This window comes from Dietzia sp. IBK-p2-15D, from assembly GCF_057773105.1.
In genome coordinates this window covers 1-24826 of the sequence record NZ_JBYMTK010000006.1, presented here as the reverse complement: position 1 = coordinate 24826, position 24826 = coordinate 1, and the positions used below count along the sequence as shown (strand labels likewise).

General features: G+C 69.2%; 25 protein-coding genes and 3 tRNA genes. 9 read left to right on the top strand and 19 right to left on the bottom strand.

Annotated features, from left to right (window positions below; genetic code table 11):
- The 5 genes from clpX to AC3DEV_RS09510 form a co-directional block, all read right to left on the bottom strand.
- Complete coding sequence (gene clpX / locus AC3DEV_RS09530) at positions 1 to 1269, bottom strand: ATP-dependent Clp protease ATP-binding subunit ClpX (protein ID WP_096905794.1); 1269 nt, start codon at positions 1267 to 1269, stop codon at positions 1 to 3.
- Positions 1270 to 1415: 146 nt separating this feature from the next.
- Positions 1416 to 2039, bottom strand: coding sequence for an ATP-dependent Clp protease proteolytic subunit (locus AC3DEV_RS09525; RefSeq protein ID WP_119192402.1), 624 nt, complete (start codon positions 2037 to 2039; stop codon positions 1416 to 1418).
- A 68-nt stretch (positions 2040 to 2107) separates the two neighbouring features.
- Positions 2108 to 2770, bottom strand: coding sequence for an ATP-dependent Clp protease proteolytic subunit (locus tag AC3DEV_RS09520; protein WP_119192410.1), 663 nt, complete (start codon positions 2768 to 2770; stop codon positions 2108 to 2110).
- Between the two features lie 209 nt (positions 2771 to 2979).
- Positions 2980 to 4347, bottom strand: coding sequence for a trigger factor (gene tig / locus AC3DEV_RS09515; RefSeq protein ID WP_488371944.1), 1368 nt, complete (start codon positions 4345 to 4347; stop codon positions 2980 to 2982).
- A 50-nt stretch (positions 4348 to 4397) separates the two neighbouring features.
- Positions 4398 to 4474 (bottom strand) — tRNA-Pro (locus AC3DEV_RS09510).
- A gap of 200 nt (positions 4475 to 4674) precedes the next feature.
- Here AC3DEV_RS09510 and AC3DEV_RS09505 point away from each other — a divergent pair.
- Positions 4675 to 4748, top strand: a tRNA-Gly gene (locus tag AC3DEV_RS09505).
- 111 nt (positions 4749 to 4859) lie between these two features.
- Here the strand turns inward: AC3DEV_RS09505 and AC3DEV_RS09500 are convergent.
- The 3 genes from AC3DEV_RS09500 to AC3DEV_RS09490 all read right to left on the bottom strand — a co-directional run bounded on the left by AC3DEV_RS09500 (position 4860) and on the right by AC3DEV_RS09490 (position 7057).
- Positions 4860 to 5693, bottom strand: coding sequence for an Fpg/Nei family DNA glycosylase (locus AC3DEV_RS09500; protein WP_488371943.1), 834 nt, complete (start codon positions 5691 to 5693; stop codon positions 4860 to 4862).
- Positions 5694 to 5699: 6 nt separating this feature from the next.
- On the bottom strand, positions 5700 to 6173 hold the full coding sequence (locus tag AC3DEV_RS09495) for a ribose-5-phosphate isomerase (RefSeq protein ID WP_096905799.1): 474 nt from the start codon (positions 6171 to 6173) through the stop codon (positions 5700 to 5702).
- Between the two features lie 68 nt (positions 6174 to 6241).
- The gene (locus AC3DEV_RS09490; RefSeq protein WP_488371942.1) at positions 6242 to 7057 is read right to left on the bottom strand and encodes a hypothetical protein; all 816 of its coding nucleotides are present in this window, start codon (positions 7055 to 7057) and stop codon (positions 6242 to 6244) included.
- A 108-nt stretch (positions 7058 to 7165) separates the two neighbouring features.
- On the opposite strand from AC3DEV_RS09490, the gene AC3DEV_RS09485 reads away from it, so the two are divergent.
- A complete protein-coding gene (locus tag AC3DEV_RS09485; protein WP_488371941.1) occupies positions 7166 to 7546 on the top strand; it encodes a hypothetical protein in 381 nt (126 codons plus the stop codon).
- Between the two features lie 48 nt (positions 7547 to 7594).
- Here AC3DEV_RS09485 and AC3DEV_RS09480 read toward each other — a convergent pair whose 3' ends face one another.
- A complete protein-coding gene (locus tag AC3DEV_RS09480) occupies positions 7595 to 8221 on the bottom strand; it encodes a mycothiol-dependent nitroreductase Rv2466c family protein (RefSeq protein WP_488371940.1) in 627 nt (208 codons plus the stop codon).
- A gap of 113 nt (positions 8222 to 8334) precedes the next feature.
- On the opposite strand from AC3DEV_RS09480, the gene pepN reads away from it, so the two are divergent.
- Positions 8335 to 10938, top strand: a complete 2604-nt coding sequence (gene pepN, locus AC3DEV_RS09475; protein ID WP_488371939.1) for an aminopeptidase N — start codon at positions 8335 to 8337, stop codon at positions 10936 to 10938.
- Between the two features lie 33 nt (positions 10939 to 10971).
- Here the strand turns inward: pepN and AC3DEV_RS09470 are convergent, their stop codons facing one another.
- Positions 10972 to 11583: an HNH endonuclease gene (locus tag AC3DEV_RS09470; protein WP_206474228.1), complete on the bottom strand. Its 612-nt coding sequence runs from the start codon at positions 11581 to 11583 to the stop codon at positions 10972 to 10974.
- A 284-nt stretch (positions 11584 to 11867) separates the two neighbouring features.
- Between AC3DEV_RS09470 and AC3DEV_RS09465 the strand changes: the two genes are divergently transcribed.
- Genes AC3DEV_RS09465 through AC3DEV_RS09455 form a run of 3 tightly spaced genes read left to right on the top strand, consistent with a single transcriptional unit; the run spans position 11868 to position 14607 of the window.
- On the top strand, positions 11868 to 12263 hold the full coding sequence (locus AC3DEV_RS09465; protein ID WP_488371938.1) for a globin: 396 nt from the start codon (positions 11868 to 11870) through the stop codon (positions 12261 to 12263).
- Positions 12264 to 12298: 35 nt separating this feature from the next.
- Positions 12299 to 13852: a glycoside hydrolase family 13 protein gene (locus AC3DEV_RS09460; RefSeq protein WP_488372054.1), complete on the top strand. Its 1554-nt coding sequence runs from the start codon at positions 12299 to 12301 to the stop codon at positions 13850 to 13852.
- 11 nt (positions 13853 to 13863) lie between these two features.
- Complete coding sequence (locus tag AC3DEV_RS09455; protein ID WP_478218045.1) at positions 13864 to 14607, top strand: SDR family NAD(P)-dependent oxidoreductase; 744 nt, start codon at positions 13864 to 13866, stop codon at positions 14605 to 14607.
- Here AC3DEV_RS09455 and AC3DEV_RS09450 read toward each other — a convergent pair.
- The 8 genes from AC3DEV_RS09450 to AC3DEV_RS09415 form a co-directional block, all read right to left on the bottom strand.
- Positions 14604 to 15821: a site-specific DNA-methyltransferase gene (locus tag AC3DEV_RS09450; RefSeq protein WP_067719799.1), complete on the bottom strand. Its 1218-nt coding sequence runs from the start codon at positions 15819 to 15821 to the stop codon at positions 14604 to 14606. The genes AC3DEV_RS09455 and AC3DEV_RS09450 overlap by 4 nt on opposite strands.
- On the bottom strand, positions 15818 to 16498 hold the full coding sequence (locus AC3DEV_RS09445) for a DUF8185 domain-containing protein (RefSeq protein ID WP_082924105.1): 681 nt from the start codon (positions 16496 to 16498) through the stop codon (positions 15818 to 15820). The genes AC3DEV_RS09450 and AC3DEV_RS09445 overlap by 4 nt, the downstream gene beginning before the upstream one ends.
- On the bottom strand, positions 16498 to 16983 hold the full coding sequence (locus AC3DEV_RS09440; protein ID WP_082924106.1) for an acyl-CoA thioesterase: 486 nt from the start codon (positions 16981 to 16983) through the stop codon (positions 16498 to 16500). The genes AC3DEV_RS09445 and AC3DEV_RS09440 overlap by 1 nt, the downstream gene beginning before the upstream one ends.
- Positions 16980 to 17438 (bottom strand): acyl-CoA thioesterase, encoded by a 459-nt coding sequence (locus AC3DEV_RS09435; RefSeq protein ID WP_067719802.1) that lies wholly within the window; start codon positions 17436 to 17438, stop codon positions 16980 to 16982. Before AC3DEV_RS09435 ends, AC3DEV_RS09440 begins: the two co-directional genes overlap by 4 nt.
- Complete coding sequence (locus AC3DEV_RS09430; RefSeq protein WP_119192396.1) at positions 17435 to 17920, bottom strand: acyl-CoA thioesterase; 486 nt, start codon at positions 17918 to 17920, stop codon at positions 17435 to 17437. Before AC3DEV_RS09430 ends, AC3DEV_RS09435 begins: the two co-directional genes overlap by 4 nt.
- A gap of 6 nt (positions 17921 to 17926) precedes the next feature.
- A complete protein-coding gene (ettA, locus tag AC3DEV_RS09425) occupies positions 17927 to 19600 on the bottom strand; it encodes an energy-dependent translational throttle protein EttA (protein ID WP_067719805.1) in 1674 nt (557 codons plus the stop codon).
- Between the two features lie 125 nt (positions 19601 to 19725).
- Positions 19726 to 20265: a single-stranded DNA-binding protein gene (locus tag AC3DEV_RS09420; protein ID WP_396444552.1), complete on the bottom strand. Its 540-nt coding sequence runs from the start codon at positions 20263 to 20265 to the stop codon at positions 19726 to 19728.
- Between the two features lie 169 nt (positions 20266 to 20434).
- Positions 20435 to 22465: a bifunctional copper resistance protein CopD/cytochrome c oxidase assembly protein gene (locus tag AC3DEV_RS09415; protein WP_182633982.1), complete on the bottom strand. Its 2031-nt coding sequence runs from the start codon at positions 22463 to 22465 to the stop codon at positions 20435 to 20437.
- A gap of 109 nt (positions 22466 to 22574) precedes the next feature.
- Here AC3DEV_RS09415 and AC3DEV_RS09410 point away from each other — a divergent pair.
- The 3 genes from AC3DEV_RS09410 to AC3DEV_RS09400 all read left to right on the top strand — a co-directional run bounded on the left by AC3DEV_RS09410 (position 22575) and on the right by AC3DEV_RS09400 (position 23499).
- Positions 22575 to 22647 (top strand) — tRNA-Arg (locus tag AC3DEV_RS09410).
- A gap of 145 nt (positions 22648 to 22792) precedes the next feature.
- Complete coding sequence (locus AC3DEV_RS09405; protein WP_488371937.1) at positions 22793 to 23071, top strand: hypothetical protein; 279 nt, start codon at positions 22793 to 22795, stop codon at positions 23069 to 23071.
- On the top strand, positions 23068 to 23499 hold the full coding sequence (locus AC3DEV_RS09400; RefSeq protein ID WP_488371936.1) for a hypothetical protein: 432 nt from the start codon (positions 23068 to 23070) through the stop codon (positions 23497 to 23499). Before AC3DEV_RS09405 ends, AC3DEV_RS09400 begins: the two co-directional genes overlap by 4 nt.
- A gap of 797 nt (positions 23500 to 24296) precedes the next feature.
- Here the strand turns inward: AC3DEV_RS09400 and AC3DEV_RS09395 are convergent.
- The coding region (locus tag AC3DEV_RS09395; protein ID WP_488371935.1) for a phage major capsid protein at positions 24297 to 24826 on the bottom strand (530 nt) is incomplete at its 5' end.

The window sequence follows — 24826 nt, the reverse complement described above, 5'->3', positions numbered from 1 at the left end:
TCAGGCGGAACGCTCGCGCAACTCCTCGTCGGAGAAGGGGACGATCGTCGGCAGGACGTTGTCGCGGACCGTCTCACCGGTGACCACCACGCGGGCGACGTCATCGCGCCCGGGGATGTCGTACATGACCGGCAGGAGGACCTCCTCCATGATGGCGCGCAGGCCACGGGCACCGGTCCCCCGCAGGATCGCCTGGTCGGCCACGGCCTCGAGGGCGTCCTCGGTGAACTCCAGCTCGACACCGTCCATCTCGAACAGCCGGGCGTACTGCTTGACCAGCGCGTTCTTGGGCTCGGAGAGGATGTTGACCAGGGCCTCGCGGTCCAGGCTCGTCACGGTCGCCACGACGGGCAGGCGGCCGATGAACTCGGGGATCAACCCGTACTTCACCAGGTCCTCCGGCATGACCTCGCTGAAGTTGTCGGTCGTGTCGAGATCCTTCTTGCTGGCGACCTCGGACCCGAAACCCATCCCCTTGCGACCCACGCGGTCGCCGACGATCTTCTCCAGGCCCTGGAAGGCACCGGCCACGATGAACAACACGTTGGACGTGTCGATCTGGATGAACTCCTGGTGCGGGTGCTTGCGGCCGCCCTGCGGCGGCACCGACGCCTGCGTGCCCTCGAGGATCTTCAGCAGCGCCTGCTGGACGCCCTCACCGGAGACGTCCCGGGTGATCGACGGGTTCTCGGCCTTGCGGGCGATCTTGTCGACCTCGTCGATGTAGATGATGCCCATCTCGGCACGCTTGGTGTCGAAGTCCGCGGCCTGGATGAGCTTGAGGAGGATGTTTTCCACATCCTCGCCCACGTAACCGGCCTCGGTCAGCGCGGTGGCGTCCGCGATCGCGAAGGGCACGTTGAGCATCTTGGCCAACGTCTGGGCGAGGTACGTCTTGCCACAGCCGGTGGGTCCCAGCATGAGGATGTTGGACTTGGCCAACTCGACACCGTCGCCGCGGCCGAGGGAGGCCCCCACCCGGATGCGCTTGTAGTGGTTGTAGACGGCCACCGCCAGGTTCCGCTTGGCGGCGTCCTGCCCCACCACATACTCGTCCAGGAACGCGTGGATCTCGGACGGCTTGGGCAGCGTGTCCGGACCCGTCTCCTGCGCATCGTCGACCTCGGACTCGATGATCTCGTTGCACAGCTCGATGCACTCGTCGCAGATGTAGACGCCGGGACCGGCGATCAGCTTCTTGACCTGCTTCTGGCTCTTCCCACAGAAGGAACACTTCAACAGGTCGCCGCTCTCACCTACACGCGCCATGAGTTCTACGTCCTCGCATTCCGGGGGCGCCGATGTCACGCCCCGTAGTCGACGGTACGCGGCGACGGCCGTAAAGCCGACCCCGCGAGATCAGTTCATTGCACCCGACGGCGCACCGCTACCCCCAGCGGCGCGCCGCCGTCGGCTCAGTTGCTCGTCGACAGTTTGCGGTAGTCGAACACGGTGTCGATGATGCCGTAGTCCTTGGCCTCCGCGGCCGTGAGGATCTTGTCGCGATCGGTGTCCTTGCGGACCTGATCGGCGGTGCGCCCGGTGTGCTGGGCCAGCGTGGTCTCCATGAGGCGACGCATCCGCTCGATCTCCGCGGCCTGGATCTCGAGGTCGGAGACCTGGCCCTGGATGCCGCCGGTGGCCGGCTGGTGGATGAGCACGCGGGCGTTGGGCAGCGCAGCCCGCTTGCCCTTGGTGCCCGCCGCGAGCAGCACGGCGGCGGCCGACGCGGCCTGGCCGAGGCAGACCGTCACGATGTCCGGCCGCACGTACTGCATGGTGTCGTAGATCGCCATGAGCGAGGTGAACGAGCCACCCGGCGAGTTGATGTACATGGTGATGTCGCGGTCCGGGTCCTGACCCTCCAGGACCAGCAGCTGGGCCATGATGTCGTTCGCCGAGGCGTCGTCGACCTGGGTGCCCAGGAAGATGATGCGCTCCTCGAAGAGCTTGTTGTAGGGGTTGGACTCCTTGACGCCGTAGCTGGAGTGCTCGACGAAGGACGGCAGGATGTATCGGGAGGTCGGCATTGAGGTCATCGGTGACTCCGTGGTGGTGTGCGGGGCTGGGTGGGCTGCGGGAGCGCTCCCGTGGGCGGAGGGCTCGATCACGACGGCGAGGTCCCGCCCGTCTGGGACGCACGCGAGATCACGTGATCGACGAACCCGTACTCCTTGGCCTCCTCCGCGGAGAACCAGCGGTCACGGTCGGAGTCCTCGGTGACCTGCTCGAACGTCTGGCCCGTGTGGAAGGCGATGAGCTCGGCCATCTCACGCTTGGTGGCGGCGTACTGCTCGGCCTGGATGGCGATGTCAGCGGCCGAACCACCGACACCGGCCGACGGCTGGTGCATCATGATCTTGGCGTGCGGCAGGGCGTAGCGCTTGCCCTTGGTGCCCGCGGTCAGCAGGAACTGACCCATCGAGGCGGCCAGGCCCATGCCGTAGGTGGCCACGTCGCACTCGACGAACTGCATCGTGTCGTAGATCGCCATGCCGGCCGTCACGGAACCACCGGGCGAGTTGATGTACAGCGCGATGTCGCGGGTGGGGTCCTCCGCCGCGAGCAGCAGGATCTGCGCGCAGAGGCGGTTGGAGATGTCGTCGTCGACCTGGGAGCCCAGGAAGATGATCCGCTCCTGCAGGAGGCGCTCGTACACGGAGTCGCCGAGGGTGAGTCCGTGCGACCCCGGCGAGCTGAGTGCGGGCTGCGTCGAACCGGGCTGAGCCGCTGAACCGTTCTGGGCCACGGGGAACCTACCTTCGCTCATCGTCTTCACCGCTAGCGCGGCGCCCGGCCGACCGGTGGCCGGGGAACCGTTACGTCAAACACTAACCAACACCGACGACGGAACCGTCCCGCCGGGGCGGGTGTTCGCTCTCAGCGTCGGGCCACCAGCATCGTCCGCGGGGGCCACGACGACAGGGCCGGGGCCGCGTGGTGCGGTCCCGGCCCTGTCGGGGGTCGATCAGGGGACGATCAGGCGTCGGACCCGGCCTCATCGGCGTCCTCGGCGGAGTCGGCCTCGACGGTGCCGAAGAACTCGCTGGTGTCGACGACGTTGCCCTCGGTGTCCTTGACGGTGACCTTGCCGATCACGTCGGCCAGGGCCTTGGACCGGCGGACGTCGGAGAACAGCGAGCCGAGCTGACCGGCCTGCTGGATCTGCTGCACGAACTGGTTGGGGTCCATGCCGTAGCGCTGGGCCTGGAACAGGATGTGCTGGGTGAGCTCCTCCTGCGAGACGTCGGTCGAGTTCTGCTCGGCGACGGCGTCCAGCAGCAGCTGGCTGCGGATGGCGCGGGCGGCGCCTTCACGGGTCTCGGCCTCGAAGGTCTCGCGGTCGGTGCCCTCGGCGGCCAGCGCCTGGTCCAGGATCGACGCGTCGCCACCGAACTGGTCGATGAGCTGGTGCATCTGGGCGTGGGCCTCGGAGGCGACGACCGCCTCCGGGGTCGGGACGTCGGTGGCCTCCATCAGCGCGTCGAGGACCTTGTCGCGGATCTCGCCCGCGAGGCCGGCCTTGGCCTGCTGCGCGACCTTCTCGGTGAGGTCTGCCTTGAGCTCGTCGAGAGTGTCGAACTCGCTGGCCATCTGCGCGAACTCGTCGTCGGCCTCGGGCAGCTCGCGCTCCTTGACGGACTGCACGGTGACGGTGATGACCGCCTCCTTGCCGGCGTGGTCACCGGCGACGAGCGAGGAGGTGAACTCCTTGGACTCGCCGGCCTTGAGACCCGCCGCCGCGTCGTCCAGGCCCTCGACGAGGGTGCCCGAGCCGAGCTCGTAGGACAGGCCTTCGGTTGAGGCCTCGTCGACGGGCTCGCCGTCGACGGTCGCGGCCAGGTCCACCGAGAGGAAGTCGCCCGTGGTGGCGCCGCGCTCGACGCCCTTGAGGGTGCCGAAGCGGGCACGCAGGTTGTCCAGCTCCGCGTCGACGGCGGCCTCGTCGGTCTCGGGGGCCTCGACGGTGACCTCGAGGTCCTCGAAGGTCGGCAGGGTGATCTCCGGGCGGATGTCGACCTCGGCGGTGAACTCGACGACGTCGTTGTCCTCCAGCTTGGTCACCTCGATCTCGGGCTGGGCCAGCACGACGAGCTCGTGCTCGTCGACGGCCTGGCTGTAGCGCGACGGGATCATGTCGTTGATGACCTGCTCGAGGACCGCCGGGCGACCGATCCGCGACTCGAGGAGCTTGGCCGGGGCCTTACCCGGGCGGAAGCCCGGGATGTTGACCTGGCCGGCGAGCGACTTGTAGGCCTTGGCGAAATCCGGCTCGAGCTCCGCGAACGGCACCTCCACGGTGATCTTGACCCGGGTCGGGTTGAGCTGCTCGACAGTGCTCTTCACGGTGATGTTCTCCTAGGAAGTCATGTGGGGTTCGTGTCTTTCGGCTCCGCTGGTCGGGATGACAGGATTCGAACCTGCGACCCTCCGCTCCCAAAGCGGATGCGCTACCAAGCTGCGCCACATCCCGGTGAGTCGCGCGGCCAACCATCCCGCGATCATGCACAGGACATCCGCCGGGCCGCAAACCAACTCGCCCAGTGTACGACAGGGCCATCCGCCCGCCGATTCCGACTTGTCGGGCCGGGAGTTGGGAGCGTCGCCACGGTCCGGTAGTGTTATCCGGGCGTGAGCGTGACCGTGGATGAAACGCCAGGTCAGGCTGCCGATGCGGGTGTAGCTTAATGGTAAAGCCCCTGCCTTCCAAGCAGGCTACGCGGGTTCGATTCCCGTCACCCGCTCCACTGGATGCCCCGCCCCGTCAGACTCTGACGAGGCGGGGCATCGTCGATTTCCCGGCCGGAGTTCCCACGGACGACGACTCGCGCGAGCGCCTGTCCGATCAGCCCGCGGCCTCAGCGCCGTCGGCCCGCCTGGCACGTCGGGCACCAGAAGAGCGTCCGGGCGTCCATCGTCTGCAGGGCGATCTCGTCCCCGCACACCCGGCACTCCCAGCCGTCGCGTTGGTAGACGTAGTTGCGCGGTCGATCGGCGCCCCGGCGGGGCACGTCGCCGTGGTCGTGCTCGGGCCGGATCGTGTGGATGGCGCCGGTCTCCACCCCGACCTCCATCAGCTCCACAAGGTCGTCCCAGAGCGCCCGGAACTGCTCCTCGCGCAGCTCCACCCCGGGGAGGAAGGGGTTGATCCCGTGCCGGAAGAGCACCTCGGCGCGGTAGACGTTGCCGACGCCGGCAAGCACCTTCTGGTCCATGAGCAGTGCGCCGATCGCCCGCGAGCTGCGACTGATCCGCGCCCACGCCCGGTCGGGATCGGCCGCGGGGTCCAGCGGGTCCGGGCCCAGCCGATCTCGTACGTCTGCGACGCCCGCCTCGGCGATCACCTCACAGCGGGTCGGGCCGCGCAGGTCGACGACGTGGGCGGGCCCGTCCCCCGCCGTCGCGCCCACCCGCATCCGCACCTGCCCGACCGGGGCGGGCGGGTCCTGCCCCTCGGGGACCAGGTGCGTGTCGAAGAACCCGTACAACCCCAGGTGGACGTGGACCGCGAGGCCGCCCTCGTAGTGGTGGAAGAGATGCTTGCCGACGGCCGTCGCGCGGTCGAGGTGCCGTCCGTCGACGACGACGTGGTCGGCAAACCGCCCCTGTGGGCTGGACACACTGACGGGCCCGCCTGCGAAGTACTCGGTGTGCAGGCGGGCCAGCCGGTGGAGGGTGTGCCCTTCAGGCACGGGGACTCAGGCGCCGGGGACGGGCGGGGCCTCGTGGGTGGCCTCGTACTCGGCGAGGATGTCGATGCGCCGCTGATGACGCTCGACCCCCGACCACTCCTGGTCGAGGAAGGCGTCGACGATCGCGAGCGCCTCCTCCTCCGAGTGCATGCGGCCCCCGATGCCGATGAGCTGGGCGTTGTTGTGCTCACGCGCCAGCCGCGCGGTCTCGACGCTCCACGCCAGGGCGCAGCGGGCGCCGGGGACCTTGTTGGCCGCGATCTGCTCGCCGTTGCCGGAGCCGCCGAGCACGATCCCGAGGCTGCCCGGGTCCGCGACGACCTTGGCTGCCGCGTCGATGCAGAAGGCCGGGTAGTCGTCCTCGGCGTCGTAGGTGTGGGCGCCGCAGTCGACCACCTCGTGCCCGGAGGCCTTCAGGTGCTCGGCGATGGCGTTCTTGGTCTCGAAGCCGGCGTGGTCCGCCCCCAGGTAGATGCGCATGGCGCAGATTGTGCCACGCCGGGATCCCTTCACGACACTACGGCGCGACACGGGCGAACCAGTGGACGTCACTCACCCTTCGACCAGCCGCGAAGCAGCTGCTTGTGCGATTCGAGAGCCATCGAGTCCGGCTCCACGAGCTGAGGAAATTCGAGGGCCGGAAGGCTCGCGGGAGCGGGGAACTCGACGTCGGCATCTGACAAGACACGCTTGATGGTCTCCAGCAGAACAAGATGCTGCGCACGGACAGACCACGTCGGCATCATCGAACTCTCGTCGATCGGATCCATGCCGAAGTGCTCGATCCGCCGCGTCGCGAGCGTCTTCTTGATCTCGGCTTCGGCTGCGATATAACCGTGGTCGCGGTAGAGAGCCGCCCACACAGCCCCTCCGAGGCTCGCCGCCGCCACGAGCGTGGAAAGGAGAAACAAAATGAGTGACTGAGCGGTGTACGAGTTCATCATTACGAGCACCGCGATCAGGAAAACAAAAACAGACCAGGGCCCGATCTTGGATTGCACCAGAACCTTTCGCGGCTGTGGTGTGTAGCTGTCTTCCCTAACCGCGTCCTGCTCCACCTTCGGAATCACCCTCGCGATTTCGGAAGACCACGCGTCATTCCACGAATCACTCCTGCGCATAATCTCCGAAGCGACGTCCAGTGCGGCATTCCTCCAGCGCGCAAACGCCTGACCATCCGGAGTCTGCAGCCACATCGCCATCCGATACGCCCGCTCTTCGTCCTGCGCCTGACTGATGGAGCTGCTGAGCTGTTTCAGCTCACCGTGCACCATCGCCTGCTGGGCCAGCCCTGCGACACCGATCGCATTGGAGATCCCGACGCCTCGATTTATTCGTCGGAGGTACTCTGCGTCGCGACTCATCAGTTCCTCTCGCTCATGGCCGAGGCCTTCCGGGATGGGTAACCTTAAGAGTTCAACACGCTTGCGGCAACCGTCGTCTCGACAGACTCTGGGGTGGGAGAAGAAGGCATGGGATCAATTTCCGATCCGAAGTCACTCTGGGCTGGTCAACTGCACAACAGCCCCAAGCCCCAGGTCATCGCAACGTTGTCCGCAGCGGCAGTACTGATCATCGGCATTATCTTGTTGATCCCACTTTTGATTAGCAGGGATTCCGGAAAGACCATTGACGGGCGCGAGGTTCAACGCGCGCTCCGGGACCAACTCACCTCGCGAACCGGTGCGGCGGTCGTCACCTCCCTGATCAGGTGCCCCGACAGCACCTTCCGTTCCGGGGACGTGGTGCGCTGTACCGCACCTGCCAGATCTGTCTCTCGCGGGACGATCGACTTGCTCGTGACGGTGACCTGGGACAGTACCGATTGGAACTTCTACGTCGACGTGAAGTGAGCGAGGCAAACCCCGCGAGTTCAGCGGCGACTCATCCGGAACGCCGCGTCATCCGAACTGCGGCGCCTCGGTGCGGCTGCGCTTGAGCTCGAAGAAATACGGGAAGTCCGCGAGCAGCGCGGCGCCGTCGAAGACCTTCCCGGCGTCCTCGCCGCGCGGGATGCGGGTCAGGACGGGCCCGAAGAAGGCGGTGCCGTCGACATGCAGGACCGGGGTGCCGACCTCGTCGCCGACCGGGTCCATGCCGCGGTGGTGCGAGGCGCGCAGCTCGTCGTCGTACTCATCGGACCCCGCTGCGGCGGCGAGGTCGGCGTCCAGGCCGGCTGCCTCGAGCGCCTCGGTGATCACGGTGGGGTCATCGATGCCGCGATCCTGGTCGTGGATGCGGGTCCCGAGCTCGGTGTAGAGCGTGCCGAGGACATCGTCGCCGTGTCGCTTGGCTGCCGCGATCGCCACACGCACCGGGCCCCAGCCGAGCTTCATCTTCTCCATGTACTCCTCGGGCAGGTCGCGGCCGTCGTTGAGCACGGACAGGCTCATGACGTTCCAGGTCAACTCGATGTCGCGGACCTTCTCGACCTCGAGGATCCACCGGCTGGTCACCCAGGCGAAGGGGCACAGGGGGTCGAACCAGAAGTCGACGGAGCGGGTGGCGGACCGGGTAGTTGATGTCATGACCCCATCCTCCCCGTCTCCGGCGGCCGCCGCCACTGCGGCCGCCTCGGCTCCCCGCCGGGTGGTAGGACTGGTGCGGTAGCCGAACCCCCACCGAACCGAGGTCCTCACCGATGCGCTCGCTCAACCTCACCCGCGCCGACGCCGCCGCCCGGTCGGAACTGCTCGCCGTCGAGTCGTACGACGTGGAGATCGATCTCACCGACGGCCACGGCAGTCCCGGGACCGACACCTTCCGTTCGCGCACCGTGGTGCGGTTCTCCTGCTCGCGTCCGGGTGCGGAGACCTTCATCGACCTCCGCGCGGCCGTGATCCGGTCGGCGACCCTGAACGGCCGGGAACTGTTCCCGGCCCCCGGCGACGAGCGGTACGACGACGAGGACGGCATCACCCTGCCCGACCTGCAGGAGAACAATGAGCTGATCGTGGACGCCGATCTGGCGTACACCACCACCGGTGAGGGCCTGCACCGGATGGTCGAACCGGCCGACGGGGAGGTCTATCTCTACTCGCAGTTCGAGACGGCGGACGCCAAGCGGGTGTTCGCCTGCTTCGACCAGCCCGACCTCAAAGCCCGCTACACCCTGACGGTGACCGCGCCCGAGCAGTGGGTGGTGGTGGCCAACACCCCGGCCCAGGAGTCCCCGGCCCCCGGCGGTGGCGTGGTGCACCGCTTCGCCCCCACCGAGATCATGTCGACGTACCTCGTCGCCCTCATCGCGGGCCCGTACCACGTGGTGGAGGACGCCTACACCGACGAGCACGGCACCATTCCTCTACGCCTGCTGTGCCGGGCGTCGCTGGCGGAGTTCCTCGACTCGGAACGCCTGTTCGCCGAGACCAAGGAGGGCTTCGGCTTCTACCACCGTGAGTTCGGCCTGCCGTACGCGTTCGGCAAGTACGACCAGATATTCGTCCCAGAGTTCAACGCCGGTGCCATGGAGAACGCCGGTGCCGTGACGTTCCTCGAGGACTACGTCTTCCGCTCCCGGGCCACCGGCTACCGCTACGAACGGCGCAACGAGACGATCCTGCACGAGATGGCCCACATGTGGTTCGGCGATCTGGTGACCATGTTCTGGTGGGACGACCTGTGGCTCAACGAATCCTTCGCCACGTTCGCCTCGGTGCTGGCCCAGGTCGACGCGACGCAGTACACGGACGCCTGGACGACCTTCGCGATCGTGGAGAAGTCGTGGGCGTACCGCCAGGACCAGCTGCCCTCCACACACCCCGTCGCCGCGGACATGACCGACCTGGAGACGGTGGAGACGAACTTCGACGGGATCACCTACGCCAAGGGCGCCTCGGTACTCAAGCAGCTCGTAGGCTATGTCGGTCGCGAGCCGTTCCTGGCCGGTCTGCGCGCGTACTTCGCCGACCACGCCTTCGGTAACGCCCGGTTCGACGACCTGCTCTCCGCACTGGAGGCATCGTCGGGGCGCGACCTGTCGGGCTGGGCCGACCAGTGGCTGCGCACGACCGGCATCAACCCGATCTCCGTCGAGGTCACGACAGGTGGCGACTCCCGCACGATCGACGACCTGACCGTGGTCCAGGGCCCGGCGTCCCCGGGCGCCGGCGAGCTGCGCACCCACCGGCTCGGCGTGGGCCTGTACAGCCGCGACGGGTCCGGTGCGATCGTGCGCACCGAACGGGCCGAGCTGGACATCTCCGGCGAGCGGACGCCCGTCGCCTCGCTCGCCGGGCAGCACGTGCCCGATCTGATCCTGCCCAACGACGACGACCTGACCTACTGCTCGGTCCGGCTCGACGAGCGGTCCCTGGCCACCGTCCTGGAGTCGCTCGAGGACGTCGCGGACCCGCTGGCGCGGACGCTGTGCTGGTCCGCACTGTGGGAGATGACGCGGGAGGGGCGCCTGCCGGCCCGCCGGTTCGTCGAGGTCGTGGCCCGGGCCGTGCCGCGTGAGTCCCACATCGGCGTGGTGCAGAGGGTGCTCACCCAGGCCCAGACAGCCCTGGCCCGGTACGCCGACCCGGACTGGGCCGCCGCCACCGGCTGGAAGACGTTCTCCGCGGCCATGCTCACCGCGGCCCGCGACGCCGAGGCGGGGTCCGATCACCAGCTGGCGTTCCTCACCGCCCTGTGCGCCTGCCCCATCGGTGTCGATCAGGGGCGCGTGCTCGCCACGCTCCTCGACGCCGGAGCCGACGAGGCGGGACTGCCCGGCCTCGTCGTCGACACGGACCTACGCTGGACCGTGCTCACCGCGCTGGTCGCCGCCGGCGCCGCGGACACCGACCGCATCGAGGCGGAACTGGCCACCGACGACACCGCCGGCGGAGCCCGGCGGGCCGCCACCGCGCGTGCCGCCCGCCCCACCGTCGGAGCCAAGGAGGAGGCCGAGCAGCTGCTGCTGGAGACCGGTGCCGACGCCCCCACCAACGCGATCGTGCGCGCCACGCTCCTGGGTGTCGACCTGCCCGGTCAGGAGCACCTGCTCACCGGCCTCTGCGAGCGCTACCTGGACAACGTCACTGCGCTGTGGAGGGCACGACCCGGCGATCTCGCCCAGACCGTCGCCGAGGGGCTCTTCCCGTCCTGGGCGGTGGACCGCGACACCGTCGAGCGTTTCGAGCAGGTCGTCGCGGACGAGACCCACCCGTCGGCCCTCCGGCGGATCATCGCCGAGCAGACCGCCGACATGGTCCGGGCTCTGGACGCCCGGGCCGTCGACGCGGCCGAGGCCGGCTGACCGGCCGGTCGGCCGGGCGGCCACACCGGTCGGTCAGGCGGCGTCGAGGTAGAGGTAGTCCTCCCAGTGCGGGCCGATCTCCCGCAACTGGGAGACCAACCGCCAGGTCCGGCCCCGCGGGGCGGCAAGGGGCTCCCGCAGCTCCCAGCCGAGCTCGGAGAGCAGCTTGTCGGCCTTGCGGTGGTTGCACGGCGCGCAGGAGGCGACGCAGTTCTCCCAGCTGTGCGCTCCCCCGCGGCTGCGCGGGATGACGTGGTCGACGGTGGTGGCCCTGGCACTGCAGTAGCCGCACCGGTGGCCGTCGCGGTGCATGAGCGCGGCGCGGGTCATGGGGACCTGCGACCGATACGGGATCCGCACGTATTCGCGTAGTCGGATCACCGACGGCACGCGGATCGCGGTGTCCACCGAGCGGACCAGGAGCTCGACCGGGTGGTCGTGAACCACGTCGGCCTTGCCGCCGATCAGCATCACCACCGCGCGGCGGGCGGGCAGGGCCGTCAGGGCCTCGTAGCTGGCGTTGAGCAGCAGGACGCGCGGGGCGGACGCGAGCGGGACGTGCCGGTCCGGGACCGGTTCCAGCCGGGAGGGGGCTCGTGAACCCCGTTGTCGGTACTCCGTGTTCTCGCGCACTGCAGTGCCCATGGTCGGTCTCCGCTCGTCTGCCCCGTGCCCAGTGCATCAGCCGCGTCCGGGCTCGTCTTGAACCTCGCCTGCCACGATGATGCACCTTCGGTGAACACTTCGTGCGGCTAACGCGTAGCAGAAGGTGGCCGACCCGGCCGGTTCGGCCCGGCGGGCGGGCGGATCCGGGGTCGCCGTCGCGGGACCTCGTCGTCGTCGTCTCCCGGGGGTTCCGGCCACCACCGCCCACCCGCCACCACCTGCCCAGGGGCCCCACGGACACCTGGGCAGGCATGATGGGAGGCATGAGCAGCAGCACTTTTTATGACGAGATCGGTGGAGCGGAGACGTTCCGGAAGATCGTCCACGAGTTCTACCGCCGGGTGGCGGGCGACCCCGTGCTGCGCCCGATGTACCCCGAGGAGGACCTGGAACCGGCCGAGGACCGCCTGCGGATGTTCCTCGAGCAGTACTGGGGAGGGCCCACCACCTACTCCGAGCAGCGCGGGCACCCGAGGCTGCGGATGCGGCACAACCCGTACGTCGTCGACCGCGCCGCCCACGACGCCTGGCTCACCCACATGCTCGCCGCCGTGGACACGATCGACCGCGAGACGCTGGACGACGAACACCGGTCGGCGCTCATCGACTACCTCACCCGCGCCGCGGCGATGATGGTCAACACCGCGGAGATCGGGTGAGGCCTCCCTCCCACGCGACGCGCCGGTGGGAGGACATGGTCCTCTACCAGATCTACCCGCGGTCGTTCGCCGACTCCGACGGCGACGGCGTCGGTGACCTGCAGGGCGTGATCGACCGCCTCGACCACCTGGACCATCTGGGCGTCGACGGGGTGTGGTTCTCCCCGATCATGCGCTCCCCCGGCGCCGACCACGGATACGACGTGTCCGACCCGCGGGACGTGGATCCGCTGTTCGGCAGCGTCGACACGCTGCGTGAGCTCCTCGGGCGGCTCCACGCCGCCCGCAAGGTGCTCATCATGGACCTGGTGCCCAATCACACCAGCATCGAGCACCCCTGGTTCGCCGCCGCGGTCGCCGCCGGACCGGGCAGCCCGGAACGCGCGCGCTATCTCTTCCGGGACGGCCGCGGCGAGGACGGCTCCGAACCGCCGAACAACTGGCCGTCGGTGTTCGGCGGACCCGCCTGGACCCGCGTCACCGAGCCCGACGGCACGCCCGGCCAGTGGTACCTCCACCTCTTCGCCCCCGAACAGCCGGACCTGGACTGGACGAATCCCGAGGTCGCCGACGATCTCGAGCGGACCCTGCGGTTCTGGCTGGACCTGGGGGTCGACGGCTTCCGGATCGACGTGGCCCACGGGCTGGCCAAACCCGACGACCTGGCGGATCTACCCGACGACGTGGAGATCGCCCAGCTCGTCGTCGACCCCCGCGACGCGCGCTGGGACCGACCCGGCGTCCACGACATCCACCGACGGATCCGCCGCGTCCTCGACGACTACCCGGGCGCCGCCGCCTTCGGCGAGGTGTGGGTGGGACCGACCGAGCGGTTCGCGCGCTACCTCCGGCCCGACGAGCTGCACTTCGCGTTCCACTTCGCCCTCACCGGCGCCCCGTTCGACGCGCGCGCCCTGCGCGAGGCGATCGACTCCACGCTCGAGGCCGCACGGGTCTCGCGGGCGGCACCCACGTGGGCGCTGTCGAACCACGACGTCGTCCGCGAGGTGACCCGCTACGGCAACGGGGCCGTCGGTACGGCCCGGGCCCGCGCCATGCTCCTGGTGACGCTGGCGCTGCCGGGGATCGCGTTCGTCTACAACGGTGCCGAACTCGGTCTACCCAGCGATTACGCGATCCCCCACGACCGACTCACCGACCCGACCTGGGAGCGCACCGGTCACGCCGAGATGGGCCGTGACCACTGCCGCGTGCCGATCCCGTGGGAGGGCGACCGGCCCCCGTACGGGTTCTCGACCGCCGACGACACCTGGTTGCCGATGCCCGAGGGATGGTCGCACCTCACGGTCGCCGCCCAGCGGGAGGACCCCGACTCCGTGCTGTCGCTGTACCGGACGGCGATCGGGATCAGGCAGTCCTGGCCGACGGCGGACACGGAAGCGATCGTCTGGGAAAGTGAACTTGACGGGTGTCAGGCGTTTCGGCGCGAAGGCGGCGGGATCCTGTGCATGATCAACACATCCCCTCGGACGGTGCCCCTGCCCGACGGCGAGATCCTCCTCGCCTCCGGCCCACTCGACGGGAGGGATCTGCCACCGGACACCGCCGTGTGGCTGCAGGACTCCTGAAGGGCTTCGACGTGCGACTTTCCGACAAGACCGCGATCGTCACCGGCGGTGCCGGCGGGATCGGCCGCGGCATCACCCGTGCGTTCGTCAAGGAGGGCGCCAACGTCCTCGTGGTGGACATCAACGACGACGCCGGGGACGCGCTCGCCGCCGAGCTCGGTGAGCAGGTGCGCTACCTCCACTCAGACATCTCGGTCGAGGCCAACGCCGCATCGATCGTCGCGGCCGCCGTGGAGGCGTTCGGGCACCTCGACGTCCTGGTCAACAACGCCCACGCGTCCCGACAGGCACCACTGCTCGAGACCACCGGCGACATGATGGACCTGTCCTTCTCCACCAGCTTCTACCCGACGTTCTGGCTGATGAAGGCCGCGCACCCGCATCTGGCAAGGCGGGACGGGTCGGTGATCAACTTCGCCTCCGGCGCCGGCATCGACGGCAGCCCCACCCAGGCGTCGTACGCCGCGGCGAAGGAGGCGATCCGCGCGATCAGCCGGGTGGCCGCCAACGAGTGGGCGCGCGACGGGATCAACGTCAACGTCATCTCCCCCCTCGCGCTCACCGAGGGCGTGGAAGCCTACATCGAGGCGAACCCGGGGATCGAGAAGCGGCTCCTGTCCGGCACCCCGATGCGCCGTTTCGGGGATCCCGAGTCCGACATCGGCCGGGTCGCGGTCTTCCTGGCCAGCGACGACGCGTCGTACATGACCGGCCAGACGATGATGGTCGACGGCGGCGGGCTCATGCTCCGCTAACCGTCGTCGGAGCCGACGCGCAACCTCGGCACCAGCACGTCGCGGACCGTCTCGGGGTTGCGTTCGACCACCACCCAGCGCCGGCCCAGTGCACGGGCCGCGACCGCCGTGGTCCCGGACCCGGCGAACAGGTCCACGACCAGTTCGCCGGGGTCGGTGGCCAGTTCGACGACCCGCCGCATCAGCGCTTCCGGCTTGGGGGTGCGGAACCCGTCGACCCCGGCCGCCCTCAGTTCGGCTCGCGCGGTGTCCGTCGAGCCGACCTCCTGGGACAGCCAGATGGTCTTGAGCTTCTTGATCCGACCCGCCTCGAACCGGTCCCGTTGGTAGATGTCGACCCGGGGTCCCGAGCGACCCTTCACCGTCCGGCACACCAGGTCGCCGACGCGTTCCCGCGCCCGCTCTCGCGACCACCGCCACACCGCAGGGGTGAGATCGCCGAAGACCGGGAGGATCTCTTCCAGTCCCCCGCCCGGTTCCACCGACACCTCGCCGGTGACCGGGTCGCCGTAGAGTGGGTACGTCATGGTGGGCGTGGTCCGCGGGTTGAAACGCTTGTTGGTGTTGCGCAGCGGTAGGAGCCGGAAGCTGACCCCGTCGACGCCCCGGTGCGGGAAGTCCGCCGGATCGACCGCCGAGGCCACCCCGCCCGCCAGCCGCACGTGCTCGGGGTCACGGGCGTACACCATCAGACGGTCGTGCGAACCGGCGAAGAAGCGGTCCAGTTGCCGTCCCTTGGGGTTGCTCTCCACCGTGAGGTCCGCGATGAACGCGTCGGCGCCGAAGATCTCGTCGAGCAGGCAACGCACCCGGTGGGCTTCGGCGTCGTCGAGGTGTACCCACACGGTTCCGGTCTCGGCGAGCAGGTCGCGGGCCACCACGAGCCGGGTCTCGATGTAGTCGAGCCACTCGTGGCGCGGCATGTTGTCGTGGTAGGCGTCGAACCGGCCCCCGCGGTTGTACGGCGGGTCGAGGTAGACCACCTGCGCGGCGCCGCAGGGCGCGAGGCCGTGCGCGTCCAGCGCGTCGTGGGCCTCGGCGATGCGCGCGCCGTCGCCGACCAGCACGGCCCCCTCGGTGACGACCCCGGCCCCGTCAGCGCGATCCGCGTCGCCGGTGACGAGGGCCTCGATCCGCGGGACCGGTCCGTCGGCACCCGAGGCCGCGGCGCGGCCCCGCCCGGGCCAGGAGATGGAGAAGTCGGGAGCGGTCACCGCAGTGGTTCGAGGGTGAGGGAGTCGGTCCGGCGGAACACCGTGCCGTACCGGGCGTCCAGGCGGAGCCAGGCGCCGCGTTCGCTCACGCGGACCGGCTCGCCCTCCGGGGCGGAACCGGCCTTCTCCGGCACGAACCCGCACATCACCATGGAGAACACCGTCCGCATGTCCACGCCGACGGGGTGGGCGGTGTCCGCTCGGACGGTGAGGGCCACCTGGTCGAGCAGCGACGGCGGCAAGCCGGCGGGCCCGGCGTTCTCCCGCGCGGCCTCCCGGCCCGACCGGGTGAGGTCGAGCAGCACCTGGGCCGGCACGTCCTCGACGGGCTGGAACCCGTCGGCGGGCGGCAGCAGTCCCTGCCATGCCGAGAGGAGCGGCATGCCGGGGTCGATCCGACCGTCGATGTCTCCGCGCGGCAGGACGTCGAGTTCGGTGAGCAGGTGGTCCGCACCTGCCACGACGTCGCCGCCGGGGCAGTCGCCGCCGAGTCCGCGGACGACCAGTGCCCCGAAGGGGGTGCGGGCCCACACGCGCATCCGGCCCCCGGCCCCGGAGGTCAGCCGCACCACGGCGGCCTCGTCGAGGCGGAGGATGCGCCGGAGGAGGGTGCGCAGGTCGTCGCGGTCGGCGGGGTCGGGCACGCGGATCATCCCGGCGTCCGGTCCGGGTGCCATCACGCCGGGTCCTCGTGCCGGAACTCCAGCAGGTAGTCGCGCTCGGCGCGGGTGAACCGGCGCGGGCGCTGGGTTGCCAAGTCAAACGCGGCGATGGTGGCCGTGCAGTCCACCGCGGGCGGCGCCGAGTCCGGCGTCATGCGGCCGCGGACCTCGTGCCGGGCCACGAACATCGCCCCGCCGACCTTCTCGCACCACATGCGCACGCGGATGGGGCCGTCTGCGTGCTTGACCTGGCCCCGGTACTTCACCGCCAGGTCGGTCATCACCGCACCCGCGGTGAGCGTCGCGGTGGGCATGCCCTCGGAGAAGAGCCACGGGATCCGCGCCTCCTCGATGAGCGTGATCATCCGGGCGTGGTTGACGTGGTGGTAGAGGTCCTGGTCCGACCACCGGACCGGCATCGCCGAGGTGAACACCCTGCGGCCCGGCTCTCCGGACACGCCCAGGGGGCCGCCGGTCTCGTAGACGAGCTGGTCGGTCACGTGGCGGGCCCCTGGTCGGTGATCGCCGCCGGCTGTGTGGCCGCCTCCAGCACGTTGCGGACACCGGAGGGAATCTCCACCGCGGTCGAGGTGGAGGAGTCGTAGGCGACCATGACCACCCGCAGCGTGCAACAGATCTCGCCCGCCGCGTCCAGGATGGTCTGGCGGATCTGGTACGACGTGGTCCCGACGTGTTCGACGTCGATCTCCACGTCCACCGAGGTGGAGTCACGCAGGACGGGCCGCAGGTGGTCGATCTCGGTGCGCCGCACGACCTGGGGCAGGTTGCCCAGGCCGAACGGTCCGAATCGGCTGCGGATGAACAGGATCCGCGCCTCCTGCGCGTACTCGAGGTACTTGATGTTGTTGACGTGGCCGTACTGGTCGAAATCCGCCCACCGCACCTGCAGGGTGCAGCGGAACGTTCCGGCGTCCACGGCGTCGCGCATGGTCATCCCGCCTCCTCCCGGTCCCCGAGCAGCGCCGCGCGCTCCACGGGGGTGATCTCCAGTGTCGTGGTCTCGTCATCCGCGGTCACCACCATCACGGTGTCGACCACCGCGCAGGGCTCGGCACCGGTCGACTCGGAGCCGATCGAGGTCCGCATCGTGAACGAGGTGCGGCCCACCCGCACCACCTGCACGTCCACCCACACCTCGGGCACGCCCATGGCGATGGTGCGACGGAAGTCGATCTCCATCCACCGCGCCAGCGCGCTCGGCACCCGGGAGCCCGGCACCCCGAACTTCTCGCGGAACCACATCAGGCGGGCGTCCTGCGAGAACTCCTGGAACCGCACGTTGTTGACGTGCATGCCCACGAAGTCGGAGATGCGCAACGGGATCCGGACCCGGTGCACGGCCCCCGCCACGGTGGCGGCCCCGGGTGAGGTTCCGGTGGTCGGGGCGTCCGAGCCCTGGGTGGTCGGCGTGGCCATCTGCGGTCAGTCCCTGGTGAGCTTGCGGTGCGTGACCCGGTGCGGGCGGGCCGCGTCGGGGCCGAGACGCTCGACCTTGTTCTTCTCGTACCCCTCGAAGTTGCCCTCGAACCAGTACCACTGCCCCTCGTCCACGTTGCCCTCCCAGGCGAGGATGTGGGTACAGGTGCGGTCCAGGAACCAGCGGTCGTGCGAGATGACCACGGCGCAACCCGGGAAGTCCTCGAGTGCGTTCTCCAGGCTGCCCAGCGTCTCGGTGTCGAGGTCGTTGGTGGGCTCATCGAGGAGGATCAGGTTGCCGCCGACCTTGAGCGTCAGCGCCAGGTTGAGACGGTTGCGCTCACCACCGGACAGGACGCCGGACTTCTTCTGCTGGTCCGGGCCCTTGAAGCCGAAGGCGCTGACGTAGGCACGCGAGGGCATCTCGTTCTGGCCGACCTCGATGTAGTCGTTGCCCTCGGAGACGACCTCCCACACCGACTTCTCCGGGTCGATGTTGGCGCGGTTCTGGTCGACGTAGCTCAGCTTCACCGTGTCGCCCACCTTGACGGTGCCGGAGTCCGGCTCCTCCAGGCCCACGATGGTCTTGAACAGCGTCGTCTTACCGACGCCGTTGGGGCCGATCACGCCGACGATGCCGTTGCGAGGCAGCGTGAACGACAGGTCCTTGATGAGGACGCGGTCGTCGAAGCCCTTGGTGAGCTTGTCGACGTCCACCACCACGTTGCCGAGCCGCGGCGGCGTGGGGATCTGGATCTCCTCGAAGTCGAGCTTGCGGTGCTTCTCCGCCTCCGCGGCCATCTCCTCGTACTTGGCCAGACGGGCCTTGGACTTGGACTGGCGCGCCTTGGCACCGGAGCGCACCCACTCGAGCTCGGCCTTGAGCCGCTTCTGCAGCTTCTGGTCTTTCTTGCCCTGGACCTCGAGGCGCTCGGCCTTCTTCTCCAGGTAGGTGGAGTAGTTGCCCTCGTAGGGGTGCAGCTGACCGCGGTCGACCTCACAGATCCACTGCGCGACGTGGTCGAGGAAGTACCGGTCGTGTGTGACGGCAAGGACGGCGCCGGGGTAGGCGGCCAGGTGCTGCTCCAACCACAGGACGGACTCGGCGTCCAGGTGGTTGGTGGGCTCGTCGAGCAGCAGCAGGTCGGGCTTGCTCAGCAGCAACTTGCACAGCGCCACCCGGCGCGCCTCGCCACCGGACAGGTTGGTCACCGGCGAGTCGCCCGGCGGGCAGCGCAGGGCGTCCATGGCCTGCTCGATCTGGGAGTCCACGTCCCAGGCGTCCACGGCGTCGAGCTGCTCCTGCAGCCGACCCATCTCCTCCATGAGCTCGTCGGTGTAGTCGGTCGCCATTTCCTCGGCGACCTCGTTGTACCGACGCAGCTGCACCATCGTCTCGCCGAGGCCGTCCTCGACGTTCTCCTTGACGGTCTTGGACTGGTCGAGTTCCGGCTCCTGCAGCAGGATGCCGACGGTCGCCTCGGGATCGAGGAACGCCTCGCCGTTGGAGGGCTGGTCGATCCCGGCCATGATCTTGAGGATGGAGGACTTGCCGGCGCCGTTGGGGCCCACGACGCCGATCTTCGCACCGGGATAGAAGGACATCGTGACGTCGTCGAGGATCACCTTGTCCCCGTGCGCCTTGCGTACCTTCTTCATCGTGTAGATAAACTCGGCCATTCTACCCTCTCACCTGCGCAGACAGTTCACTTCGCCGCGGGTCGGCCGCGGGCACGACCCCTATGTTACGTGTCCGCCCGCGGCCCCGGCGTCCGCGGCGGACGCCGGCCCCACCCCCGGGAGCATCAGGCGCCGGCCGCCCCCACGAACTCGCCCGCCTCGCTCTGCTCGGACTCCGGCTCATCCGGGTCCAGCGACCCGAGCGCCATGGCGTCGGAGTCCTCGGCAGCTCCCTGCAGGCCGCCCTCGTCGACGCCCGCACCGTCGACACCCGCCCCGTCGACGCCGGCCCCCTCGGCCGGCGCGTCCGTCCTGGCGCGGCGCACGGTGACGTCCATGCGGGACAGGTCTGGCCCCACGGCGCTGACCCGCATCTCCAGGTCGCGCATGATGCGACCGTCGCGTTCGTACTCGTTGGTGAGCAGCCGGCCGTGCAGGATCACGCCGTCGCCCTTGCACAGCGCGCCGGACGCCCGTTGCCCGAGGCGTCCCCAGCAGTTGGCCGAGAAGTACAGCGTGCCGCCGGTCTTCCATTCGCCGGTGAGCCGGTCCTGGTACCGGCTGTTGCTCGCCACCCGGAAGGTGAACACCTGGTCGTCGCCCACTCTCCGGGTGGTGGGGTCGGTGATCACGGTTCCGCGGACGGTCGTGTGGGTCTCGTTCATGGGGTCACTCCTGTCACGTTCGGCCGACCGTGCGTCGGCCTCGTGACTTGCAGCGTGCCCCACCTCGTCGTCGTCACCCCTCGTTCCCACCGCCCGCGGTGGCCGCCCTGTGGAGGGGGGCGGGGGGTGTGGAGAACCGGCGCCTGTGACGACGACGAGGTGTTCGGTCTCAGGGCCGGCGGTCGGCGCGGGACATCTCCCGGAGCATCTCGTTGTAGGCCTTGAGCTCGGCATCGTCGTCGCGGTCGGCCTGCCGCTCGCCGCGCCGCGCCTCGCGCATGTCGCTCTGGTACCACTGCCACGCCAGGGCCAGCATGACGATCACCAGCGGGATCTCCCCCGCCGCCCACGCGACGCCACCGCCGACCTGCTGGCTCTGCAGCAGATCCGGGATCCACGGCAGGCCGATGCCCGAATACCAGGGCTCGGCCAGCACGGTCTTGGTGTTCATGAGCAGGATGCCGAAGAACGCGTGGAACGGCAGCGAACTCAGCAGGACCATGAGCTTGTACATCGGCGAGAAGTGCCGCGGCGCGGCGTCCACGCCGATGATCACCCAGTAGAACAGGTAGCCGCTGATGAGGAAGTGCACGTTCATGAACATGTGGCCCAGGTGCTCCGAGGCCAACGTCTGATAGAACCCGCCGAAGTAGATGAGGTAGAAACCGGCCACGAACTGCACCGACGCCACGATCGGGTGGGTGAGGAAGTGCGAGAGCGGGTTGTTGATGAACTCGACCAGCCACTCGCGGGGCCCGGGAGGGTTGCCGCGACCGGCGGCCGGGAGCGCGCGCAGGGCCAGCGTGAACGGGCCACCGAGCGCCAGGAGGACCGGCACCAGCATCGAGATGAGCATGTGGCCCACCATGTGGCTGGCGAAGTCGGCCATCATGTACATCCCCATGCCGGAACTGGTGGTGAGGAACAGGATCACGCAGCCCGCCACCCAGAACGCGGTGCGGCTCAGCGGCCAGGCATCCCCACGGCGGCGCAGCCGCACCAGGCCCCAGAGGTACAGGCCGAGCAGGACCACCGCGGCCAGACCCAGCACCAGGTCGAAGCGCCAGGTGCCGAAGACCGTTCCGAACGCGAAGGGCCCGGGCAGCTCGAAGCCCAGTAGCGCCTCCTGCCTCGTGGGCACGTACAGCGGCGCCGGCGGCGGGGTGCGGCCGAGCGAGACCGACAGCCCCAGGGTGCCGGCCATGACGACGGCCTCCACCACGATGATCCGCAGCAGCGTGGGCCGGTCGACCGGCGCGTTGGCCCCCGTCGACTCGATCTTGGCGATGATCCGGCGGCGGATCGCCAGACCGAACAGAGCCAACAGGCACAGCAGGAGAGCCTTGGACACCACCAACAGTCCGTAGGTGGAGGTGAGAAGGTCACCCGGGTGCAGGCGGACGAGCGCGTTGATCACGCCCGTGAACCCGAGGGCGACGATCGCGACCGTCGCCACCACCGAGTAGCGGCGCAGGGCCAGGGCGACGCGTGAGCCGCCGCGCCACGTGTGGATGATCAGCGCGACGAGCCCACCCACGTAGAACGCGGCGCCGAACAGGTGGATCATCAGCGAATTGGTGGCCAGGTCGTGCGCGGTGCTGCCGGACGCGTGGCCCGTGGCCGCCACCGGAAGCAGCGACAGCAGGGAGACGGCCAGCCAGATGACCGACCACCGCCAGCTCAGTGTGAGCCGCTGCCCGATCCCGGCGACCAGCGCGATGATCGCCGCCCAGCGCCACGAGGACGCGATGTCGATCTGGTTGATCGCGACCAACCACTGGTCCGGCGGGAGCGACTGGAGGAAGGTGCGCCCGGAGACGTCCGACAGGGTCAGCGGGATGAGCAGTGCCGCGGCGATCGCCCAGGCGATGTTCGCCCACGACGAGATCTGCTGCATGCGGTAACCGTCGACGTCGAGGGTCTTGTCCTTCTGCGGCGGGGTGAAGAACGCCGCGAACAGTGCCGCCCCCACGGCCACGGCGGCGAGGAGCTCGCCGATCGACCGCAGGGCCGGGAGGCCGGCCGTGGTGAGCGGGCCCGGATCGGGCACGCCCACCAGTTCGAGCGCCACCTCGGCGGACATGGCCGACAGTGGGATGACCACCGCGGCCGCCACCGCCGCCAGGAGCAGTACCAGGGCGACGATGTTGCGGGTTCCGAACCGCCCGGCGGTGGCGGGGGCGGTCTTCGACGACGTCATGACCACCATCGTAGGAACCGCGGCGCCCCCGGGCCGATTCGCCACTGTCGGACCCACCCCCCGGATCGGTTACCATTCTCCCGGCGACGCCCCACGCGCGCGTCGCCAGGCCTCCGTAGCTCAGTGGATAGAGCATCCGGTTTCTACCCGGCTGGTCAGGGGTTCGAATCCTCTCGGGGGCGCAAGGTTTACGCAGGTCAAGCGGCATTTATGCTGCGTGATCCGCAGGTCGTGCAACTGGCGTACAAGTTGCCTTGTGTTGGTCAATAGAAATGGCCCCGTAGCGCGGGAACGCTCGGGGCCAGCGACCAAGACGAGGTAACCGTCATGGCCAACAGCCAGCATCCCACACCGCCACCGCTCACGGGCGACGACATAACCCATTACCGGCACATCATCGCCGGCGGACCGGGCAACGACCGGCAGATGATCACCGTCGAGGTTGTCAGCCTGGTCGACAACGGCGACGCATCCCCGCCGATCCTCTCGGTTCACGGCGAGCTCGACATGGGCACCGACCAAGCCGTCGAGATTGCCGACGCGCTCACCGCGGCCCGCGCCGCCTACGCCGTGGCGCTCGAGTCGTGGCGGGAGTCCCTGCGATGAGCGCGGGCTTCATGTGCAAGGTCTGCGGCGGCCCGTCACCCCTCGGTGTCGGGTACGTCGACGGGCGGCCCGGTGCGGCCCGCGCATCCGAGGCGCTCACCGTCTGCGGGTGCGGCCACTCCCGCATCCCCAGCGAGCGTGCCCCCGGCCAGCGGCCGGCGTGGTGCCTCGATGATGCACCGGAGGACCACTCATCCGCCCGCGACGGGCAGACCATGTTTGCCACCTGGTCGCGGTACTTCACCCCGGCCGGTCGACCGTGGGGAGTCGCGCTTGTAGCGGAGGACACGACCACCGCGGACGGCATCATGGCCGGCCCCACTCGGGTCCAGGTGTTCGACCCTGAACGGCCCCTCACCCTCGAAGAGGCGGAAGCGTACGCCCTCGAGGTCATCGAAGCGGTTAAAGCGGCCCAGACGCGGCTCTGAGCGCGGTTCCCCCTCACCCGACGTAGATGGTCGGGCGGGGCGGGATCGGCGCTCAGCGTGCCGTACAGACGGGTGTTTCAGGCGGTCCACCCCTAAAAAGATCGTCCCGGTGCAAGTAATCCCCACAACCGGGTGGGGCGCTCCCGTAGCGGTGTCCGGCCGGACGCTACCGGGGGTCACGACAGCCTTTTCACGAAAAAGTGGAAGGGCTACTCGTCGTGGGCAGACGCGATATGCCGGCATGGTTCGTGGGTTTTTTGTGGGAGGGGGCCAAGCAAGACCATCCCCGTAGGGGTCCATGATCTTTGTCTTTAACGGTGACCACCGGGGGCGCGGGCTGTAGGTCTTACCGTCCGTGCCGGTGACCGGAGACTCAGGTGCGGCATTTGCCGCACCTGCCTCCTGGCGCTCAGGCCACACCACAGCACCGATTGTGACGCTGCATCCCGTCCACCCTCACCGTCGGCCCCCGGTGCATCGGCCCGCCACACACCGAACACGCGAGCATCCGCCGGCGGTCCTTCTCGAGATACCGACACCGATCCGAACAGAACCGCTGCCGCGGCGACCGGGCCACAAACCCCGCCGAACACTCGTCACACTTGCGCTCCATCGGTCATCCTCACGCGAAAAGCAGCGGCCCAGAAACCGCAGGCACCGGCGTTATTCCAGGTCGGGGGGATATTGGAAGCAATGCCGTGGGGGCTTCCGTGGGGTGTCTGGGGGTCACCCCCCACCCCTCTGCGGCTGGTGACGCCCCCGACCGTGGTGGCCGGGGGCATCGTGTCCAGCCATTGTTACTCGGCGGGGGTGGTGAGCGTCAGCTTCACGAGGGCGCCCTCTGAGGGGAACGCGAAGCCGACGCGCATGGTTGCGCGGACGGCGACCCGGTCACTGTCGAAGTAGCGCGAGCTGTCGGTCTCGAGTCGGACGTCGTCGCGCAGGACGGTGAGGACTCGGCTTGAGTCGACGGCCCAGGCGGTGCCCGCGGTCAGGCTCGAGGACACGTGGACGGGGATGCCGAGTACCTGCCTCGAGGTTCCGGCGGTGGCGTCGGTGCCCAGTAGCGGCTGCGCCGAGCCGGTTGCGACCCGGACCTTGGCGAGCGCGAGCGCGTCGTCGGGATTCAGGATGAACGCGGTCACGGTTGCGCCTGCGGCCTCGGCCTCGGCGAGCGCGTCAGCGAACACGTCCACGCTGGACAGTTCACCGGTCGCGGTGGCGGTTGCGGTGAGGCTGCCGAGTCCGGCGGGGGCGGGGCTGGCGAGGCTGCCGAAGAACGCATCGTCAACCTTGCGGGCCATGCTGCGGGCCAGTCCCTCGCCAA

Coding starts and splice junctions, on each gene's coding strand:
- clpX (WP_096905794.1), bottom strand. CDS start 1,269: ATGGCGCGTGTAGGTGAGAGCGGCGACCTGTTGAAGTGTTCCTTCTGT.
- AC3DEV_RS09525 (WP_119192402.1), bottom strand. CDS start 2,039: ATGACCTCAATGCCGACCTCCCGATACATCCTGCCGTCCTTCGTCGAG.
- AC3DEV_RS09520 (WP_119192410.1), bottom strand. CDS start 2,770: ATGAGCGAAGGTAGGTTCCCCGTGGCCCAGAACGGTTCAGCGGCTCAG.
- AC3DEV_RS09495 (WP_096905799.1), bottom strand. CDS start 6,173: ATGCGCATCTACCTGGGGGCGGACCACGCCGGCTTCGAGACCAAGAAC.
- AC3DEV_RS09490 (WP_488371942.1), bottom strand. CDS start 7,057: ATGAGTCGCGACGCAGAGTACCTCCGACGAATAAATCGAGGCGTCGGG.
- AC3DEV_RS09485 (WP_488371941.1), top strand. CDS start 7,166: ATGGGATCAATTTCCGATCCGAAGTCACTCTGGGCTGGTCAACTGCAC.
- AC3DEV_RS09480 (WP_488371940.1), bottom strand. CDS start 8,221: ATGACATCAACTACCCGGTCCGCCACCCGCTCCGTCGACTTCTGGTTC.
- pepN (WP_488371939.1), top strand. CDS start 8,335: ATGCGCTCGCTCAACCTCACCCGCGCCGACGCCGCCGCCCGGTCGGAA.
- AC3DEV_RS09470 (WP_206474228.1), bottom strand. CDS start 11,583: ATGGGCACTGCAGTGCGCGAGAACACGGAGTACCGACAACGGGGTTCA.
- AC3DEV_RS09465 (WP_488371938.1), top strand. CDS start 11,868: ATGAGCAGCAGCACTTTTTATGACGAGATCGGTGGAGCGGAGACGTTC.
- AC3DEV_RS09460 (WP_488372054.1), top strand. CDS start 12,299: ATGGTCCTCTACCAGATCTACCCGCGGTCGTTCGCCGACTCCGACGGC.
- AC3DEV_RS09445 (WP_082924105.1), bottom strand. CDS start 16,498: ATGGCACCCGGACCGGACGCCGGGATGATCCGCGTGCCCGACCCCGCC.
- AC3DEV_RS09435 (WP_067719802.1), bottom strand. CDS start 17,438: ATGACCATGCGCGACGCCGTGGACGCCGGAACGTTCCGCTGCACCCTG.
- AC3DEV_RS09430 (WP_119192396.1), bottom strand. CDS start 17,920: ATGGCCACGCCGACCACCCAGGGCTCGGACGCCCCGACCACCGGAACC.
- ettA (WP_067719805.1), bottom strand. CDS start 19,600: ATGGCCGAGTTTATCTACACGATGAAGAAGGTACGCAAGGCGCACGGG.
- AC3DEV_RS09420 (WP_396444552.1), bottom strand. CDS start 20,265: ATGAACGAGACCCACACGACCGTCCGCGGAACCGTGATCACCGACCCC.
- AC3DEV_RS09415 (WP_182633982.1), bottom strand. CDS start 22,465: ATGACGTCGTCGAAGACCGCCCCCGCCACCGCCGGGCGGTTCGGAACC.
- AC3DEV_RS09405 (WP_488371937.1), top strand. CDS start 22,793: ATGGCCAACAGCCAGCATCCCACACCGCCACCGCTCACGGGCGACGAC.
- AC3DEV_RS09400 (WP_488371936.1), top strand. CDS start 23,068: ATGAGCGCGGGCTTCATGTGCAAGGTCTGCGGCGGCCCGTCACCCCTC.